Origin of the sequence: Stenotrophomonas sp. BR163 (assembly GCF_047520985.2) — a bacterium.
Lineage (GTDB): Bacteria > Pseudomonadota > Gammaproteobacteria > Xanthomonadales > Xanthomonadaceae > Stenotrophomonas > Stenotrophomonas sepilia.
Genome location: NZ_JAXBRE020000013.1, coordinates 60,894 through 66,893 on the forward strand (window position 1 = coordinate 60,894; position 6,000 = coordinate 66,893).

The following is a 6,000-nucleotide window of genomic DNA, read 5'->3' on the forward strand; positions in this document are numbered from 1 at the left end:
GTCTTCCACGCGTCAAAGGACGTCATCGATGCAAGCCCACCTACTTGCAGCAGTTGCTGCCTCCCTGTGCGCAGCTCTCTTCGCCTCACAGGAGGCCCAGGCCCACGGCACCCTCTCCAAGCCAATCAGCCGCATCTACGCCTGCCGTCAGGCCAACCCCGAGAATCCGACCAATGCGGCCTGTGCGGCAGCCAAGGCCATCGGTGGCGCGCAGCCCTTCTACGACTGGGCCGCCATCAGCCAGGCCGAGGCTGACGGCAACCATCGCCAGGTCGTGCCTGATGGCGAACTGTGCAGCGGCGGCAATGCAAAGTACCGCGGCATGGACCTCAATCGCACGGACTGGTCGACCAGCCCGATCCGCGCCGATGCCCGCGGCCGCTACACCTTCGAGTACCTCGCATCGGCTCCGCACAAGACCCGAGACTGGGTCTTCTATGTAACCCGCGAAGGCTGGCAACCGGGCAGCCCGCTGCGTTGGGACGATCTGGAGCAGTTCTGCTCGCTGGGTCACGTGGACGAGGACGCCAACGGCATCTACCGGCTGGATTGCCCACTGCCCAAGCGTACTGGCCAGCACATCATCTACAACACCTGGCAACGCTCGGATTCGAAGGAAGCGTTCTATACCTGTGCTGACGTACGTTTCGAAGGCGGTGACATCATCCCGCCACCAGAGTGGGAGGACGCTGGGGCCATCACCGCGCGGGGCGACCTGGAGACCGGTACCACCCTGACCCTGCGCGTGTTCAACGCCAACGGCAATGACCTGGAAAGCCCGAAGATCACCCTCGCCACCGGGCAGACCTCCGCCACGCAATGGCCGCTGACGCTGGGCCACAGGGTCAACGCTTCTGCCCAGCATGCCCGGGTGGGCGTGCTGAAGAACGGAATCATCACCCCCATCGCCTCGGCCACCGAGAACCGCGTCTACCTGAAGCCGGGCCATCGCTTCCAGCTCGACACGCAGCTGCCGGATCCGGTCGATCCGCCACCGGGCGACTATGACTTCGTGTATCCGGACGGTATCGGCAGCTACACGCCGGGCGAAACCGTGGTCAAGGGCGCCGCCGACGGCAAACTCTACGCCTGCCGCCCGTTCCCGGAGGGCGCGTGGTGCAACGTCAATGCCGAACCCTACCGCCCGGGCACCGGCTCTGCCTGGCGTGACGCCTGGATCGCGTACTGAGGCCGGGCACCGGGGGCGGCGTGGTGCCGCCTCCGGTTTGCGGGGGTTGCCGGCCAACGGCCGGCACTACCGGGGTTCATGGGGTTGCCGGCCAGCGGCCGGCCCCCTCCGGGCTCACTTGCTGCTGACGTACTTCTCGCGGCGGATCTGCGGGTTGCCCAGGCCGGCCGCCTTCAGCAGCTCGGCGCAGGCATCGACCATGTCCGGGTTGCCGCACAGGTAGGCAATGTCGGTGGCCGGGTCCGGCGTGAAACCGGCCAGCGCCTGCTGCACGTAGCCGTGCTGTACGTCCGGGTGCGGATCAGCCGGGAGTTCACGCGACAGGCAGGGAACATAGCGGAAGTTCGCGTGCTTTTCGGCGAAGCTGTAGAAATCTTCGCTGTACAGCAGCTCGCCCGGGCTGCGCGCGCCCTGCAGCAGCACGATCTGCACGCCGCGTTCGGCCATGGCCTTCTCCAGCAGCGGCAGCATCGAGCGGTACGGGGTAACGCCGGTACCGGTGGCGATCAGCAGGTAACGGGCGTTGTGGTCACCGGGATTCAGGCAGAACCGGCCATAGGGGCCGGACGCACTGATCTGGCTGCCCTGCTCCAGTGCCTCGAACAGGGCCGTGGCGGCGCCACCGGGCACGAAACTGACCGCGATGTCCACCGCCTCGCCCGGGCCCAGCGCATGGTCGTGGATGGTCGCCAGCGAGTAGCTGCGCTTGGTTTCGGTGCCGTCGGCGTAGCTGAAATGGACCTGGATGAACTGGCCGGGCTGGAAATCCAGCGGCTGCCCATCGTCACGCACGAACTGGTAATGGCCGACGGTCGGGGCCAGCATGCGGCAGCCGACCAGCTTGAGGGGGAATTGAACAGGCACGACTTTTCGGGACAGTGTGTAGCCGGGGCAAGCCCTCGGGGTCTTCTATAATAGCCCCTCCCCGCCCCTCTCCAGCGCCAGCCCATGGGCGCGAAGGCTTCGAGCTTGGCATCCCAGAACGATACGGCGCCCGCCCTGCGCGTGCGCGACCTGCGCAAGACCTATGACAACGGCACCCAGGCCCTGAAGGGCGTTTCCCTGGAAGTGGCCCCGGGCGACTTCTTCGCCCTGCTCGGCCCCAACGGGGCGGGCAAGTCGACCCTGATCGGCATCATCAGCTCCCTGGTCAACCTCAGCGAGGGCCAGGTGGAAGTGTTCGGCAGCGACCTGGTGCGCAACCGCAGTGCCACCATGCGCCTGATCGGCCTGGTGCCGCAGGAAATCAACTTCAACCTGTTCGAGAAGCCCTTCGACATCCTGGTGAACTACGCCGGTTTCTACGGCGTGCCGCGCGAGGAAGCCGAGCAGCGCGCCGAGGAAGAGCTGAAGCGCGCGCACCTGTGGGAAAAGGCGCAGGTGATGAGCCGCACGCTGTCCGGCGGCATGAAGCGCCGGCTGATGATCGCCCGCGCGATGATGACCCGCCCGCGGCTGCTGATCCTGGACGAACCCACCGCCGGCGTGGACATCGAGATCCGCCGCGACATGTGGCGCGTGCTGAAGGAGATCAACGGTGCCGGCACCACGATCATCCTCACCACCCACTACCTGGAAGAGGCCGAGTACCTGTGCCGCCACCTGGCGATCATCAACCATGGCCAGATCGTCGAGCAGGGGCCGATGCGCACCCTGCTGGCCAAGCTGGACGTGGAAGGCTTCCTGCTGGACATCGACGGTGACCTGCCGGCACAGCTGCCGGTGATCGAGGGCGCGACGCTGACCGCGCCGGATCCGCACACGCTGGACATCGACATGCCACGCGCGATGGACCTCAACCGCGTGTTCGCCACGCTGAACGAGGCGGGTATCCGCGTGCGTTCGATGCGTACCAAGAGCAACCGCCTGGAGGAGCTGTTCGTGCGCCTCACCGGCAACATGGAGAAGCCTGCATGAGCACCACCGAGCTGACCGACGGCCAGCGCAACCGCATCGCGCTGATGACCATCGTGCGCCGCGAAGTCGCCCGCATCATGCGCATCTGGGGCCAGACCCTGGTGCCGCCTGCGATCACCATGACCCTGTACTTCCTGATCTTCGGCAACCTGATCGGGTCGCGCGTGGGTGACATGGGCGGTTACAGCTACATGCAGTTCATCGTGCCGGGCCTGGTGATGATGAGCGTGATCCAGAACAGCTACGGCAACATCAGTTCCTCGTTCTTCGGTGCCAAGTTCGGCCGCCACGTCGAAGAACTGCTGGTCAGCCCGATGCCGAACTGGGTGATCCTGTGGGGCTACGTGACCGGTGCCGTGCTGCGCGGCCTGATGGTCGGCGTGATCGTGCTGATCATCGCGATGTTCTTCACCCCGGTGCGCATCCCGCACCCGCTGGTGACGCTGACCACGGTGCTGCTGGGCGCGACGATCTTCTCGCTGGCCGGCTTCATCAATGCGGTGTACGCGAAGAAATTCGACGACGTGGCGATCGTGCCGACCTTCATCCTGACCCCGCTGACCTACCTGGGTGGCGTGTTCTATTCGGTGAAGCTGCTGCCGGGCTGGGCCGAAGCGGCCACGCACGCGAACCCGATCTTCTACATGGTCAATGCGTTCCGCTATGGCCTGCTGGGCAGCAGCGATGTGCCGCTGCCTGTGGCCTACGGCCTGATGATCGGTTTCGTGGTGGTGCTGACGGCGCTGGCCCTGTGGCTGCTGCGCCGTGGCGTGGGTATGCGCAGCTGAGACCTGCGTGGTAGTGCCGGCCGCTGGCCGGCAACACCAGATCCACGCCATGCGTGGATGCAGCAGCCTGTAGAGCCGAGCCTATGCTCGGCTCTTTTTTTGCCTGCAATCTCCGGCACAATCGCAGTTCTGATTCCCCCCAGAAAACGGTGAACGTGCAATGCGCATCCTGATCCTCGGCGCCGGCGGTACCGGCGGTTACTTCGGTGGCCGCCTGGCCCAGGCCGGCGTGGACGTGACCTTCCTCGTGCGCCCCGCGCGCGCCGCGCAGCTGGACCATGATGGCCTGGTCATCCGCAGCCCACTGGGTGATGCGCGCTTCCCGGTTCAGCACGTCACGGCTGATGCACTGCCCGCACTGGCCGCGCAGAAGCCCTTCGACCTGGTCATCCTCAGCTGCAAGGCCTACGACCTGGACAGTTCGATCGATGCCATCGCCCCGGCAGTCGGAGCGAACACCACCGTGCTGCCGATCCTCAACGGCCTGCACCACTACAATGCACTGGATCTGCGCTTTGGCCGCGACGCGGTGCTCGGCGGCCTGTGCTTCATCAGCGCCACCAAGGCGCCCGATGGCGCGGTGCTGCATCTGGGCAAGCCGGCCAAGCTCACCTTCGGCGAGCGCGACGGCGGCGCGATCTCCGCGCGCGTGCGCGCCTTCGCTGCGGTCTGCGCGAAGGCCAACCTTGATCACCTTGCCAGCGAACGTATCGGCCAGGAACAGTGGATCAAGTACACCTTCCTGACCGCGCTGGCCGCGGCCACCTGCCTGCTGCGCGCGGATATCGGCACCATCGTCGCCACCGATGATGGCGAAGCGATCGTACGTGGCCTTTACGACGAGTGCCTGGCCGTCGCCGAAGCCGCCGGTGAACCGGTTCCGGAGGCAGCGCAGGACACTGCGCGCGGCACGCTGACCCAGGCCGGCTCGGCGTTGAAGGCCTCGATGCTGCGCGATCTGGAGGCCGGCCAGCAGGTGGAGGCCGAACAGATTGTTGGCGACATGCTGGTGCGTGCGCGCAGGGCTGATCAGGAAGCCCTGCTGCTGCAGGTTGCCTACAGCAGCCTGCAGGCCTACCAGGCACTGCGGGTCGCGTGAGTCCCGCCTTGCAGGCCAGCCCGTTGCCCGCGCGGGTACTGATTCTCGGGCTGGGCTGGAGCGGACGCGTGCTGGCCGCGCAGCTGCAGGCGCACGGCGTAGGCGTGGCCGGCACGGTGCGCGATCCCTCGTTCGCGCCGGACGATGGCCTGCCACGGCATCAGCTGCACGCCGACACGCCACCGTCGCCTGCCCTGCTCGATGAGATCGCACAGGCCGATGCCGTGCTGTGCAGCGTGCCACCAGATGCTGAAGGGGACCCGGCACTGCGCCTGCTGCTGCCCGCGCTGCAGGCCAGCCCGGCATTGCGCTGGGTCGGCTATCTGTCGTCGACCTCGGTGTATGCCGACCGCGCCGGCGGTTGGATCAACGAGCGCAGCGCGGCCGACGCCACTGAAGCGGCTGGTGTGCAGCGCCTGCTCGCGGAAGCACAGTGGCGTGCACTGGCCGGACAACGCAGCATCGCCTCGGCGGTGTTCCGCCTGCCCGGCCTGTACGGGCCGGGTCGCAATGCGCTGGTGCAGTTGGCGCAGGGCCGTGCACGCCACGTGGTTCGCCCGGGCCAGGTGTTCAACCGATTGCACGTGGATGACCTGGCAACCGTCATCATCGCCGCAATGCAGCGACCGACGCACAAGGGCCTGTACCTGCCCAGCGACGACGAACCGGCACCGCCGCAGGACGTGCTGGCCTTCGCCGCGCAGCTGGGGGGATTTGCGATGCCACCCGCCGTGGCCTGGGATGACCCGGCACTGAGCCCGACGCTGCGACGCTTCTACGAGAGCAACAAGCGCATCGACAGCCGGGGCACGCGTGAAGCGCTGGGGTGGGCGCCACGGTTTCCGACGTATCGGGAAGGGCTGAAGGACCTTGCCGCTTCGCTCGCCGGGCATGGCCCGGCGCTACCGGACAGCGCTTTGTAGAGCCGAGCCCATGCTCGGCTGCTCTTCGTGTCCGTCGCGCTGCGCGCGATGAGCCGAGCCCATGCTCGGCTGCTCTTCGTGTCC

At 66.9% G+C, this 6,000-nt stretch carries 6 protein-coding genes; 5 read left to right on the forward strand and 1 reads right to left on the reverse strand.

All coding sequences use genetic code 11. From position 1 onward, the window contains the following. Nucleotides 1–28 precede the first annotated feature (28 nt). Nucleotides 29–1,189 (forward strand): lytic polysaccharide monooxygenase, encoded by a 1,161-nt coding sequence (locus tag ACM0PY_RS12470; protein WP_414609448.1) that lies wholly within the window; start codon nt 29–31, stop codon nt 1,187–1,189. 114 nt (nt 1,190–1,303) lie between these two features. Here the strand turns inward: ACM0PY_RS12470 and ACM0PY_RS12475 are convergent, their stop codons facing one another. Then, complete coding sequence (locus ACM0PY_RS12475) at nt 1,304–2,053, reverse strand: ferredoxin--NADP reductase (protein ID WP_072168039.1); 750 nt, start codon at nt 2,051–2,053, stop codon at nt 1,304–1,306. Nucleotides 2,054–2,137: 84 nt separating this feature from the next. On the opposite strand from ACM0PY_RS12475, the gene ACM0PY_RS12480 reads away from it, so the two are divergent. The 4 genes from ACM0PY_RS12480 (at nt 2,138) to ACM0PY_RS12495 (ending at nt 5,916) form a co-directional block, all read left to right on the forward strand. After that, a complete protein-coding gene (locus tag ACM0PY_RS12480) occupies nt 2,138–3,106 on the forward strand; it encodes an ABC transporter ATP-binding protein (RefSeq protein ID WP_072168040.1) in 969 nt (322 codons plus the stop codon). Continuing rightward, nucleotides 3,103–3,894 carry an ABC transporter permease gene (locus tag ACM0PY_RS12485; RefSeq protein WP_134972130.1) on the forward strand — a complete coding sequence of 264 codons (792 nt, stop codon included), beginning with the start codon at nt 3,103–3,105 and terminating at the stop codon, nt 3,892–3,894. Before ACM0PY_RS12480 ends, ACM0PY_RS12485 begins: the two co-directional genes overlap by 4 nt. 160 nt (nt 3,895–4,054) lie before the next feature. Next, nucleotides 4,055–4,993 (forward strand): 2-dehydropantoate 2-reductase, encoded by a 939-nt coding sequence (gene panE, locus ACM0PY_RS12490; protein ID WP_005420228.1) that lies wholly within the window; start codon nt 4,055–4,057, stop codon nt 4,991–4,993. Then, nucleotides 4,990–5,916 (forward strand): NAD-dependent epimerase/dehydratase family protein, encoded by a 927-nt coding sequence (locus ACM0PY_RS12495; protein WP_134972129.1) that lies wholly within the window; start codon nt 4,990–4,992, stop codon nt 5,914–5,916. The genes panE and ACM0PY_RS12495 overlap by 4 nt, the downstream gene beginning before the upstream one ends. Nucleotides 5,917–6,000 lie beyond the last annotated feature (84 nt).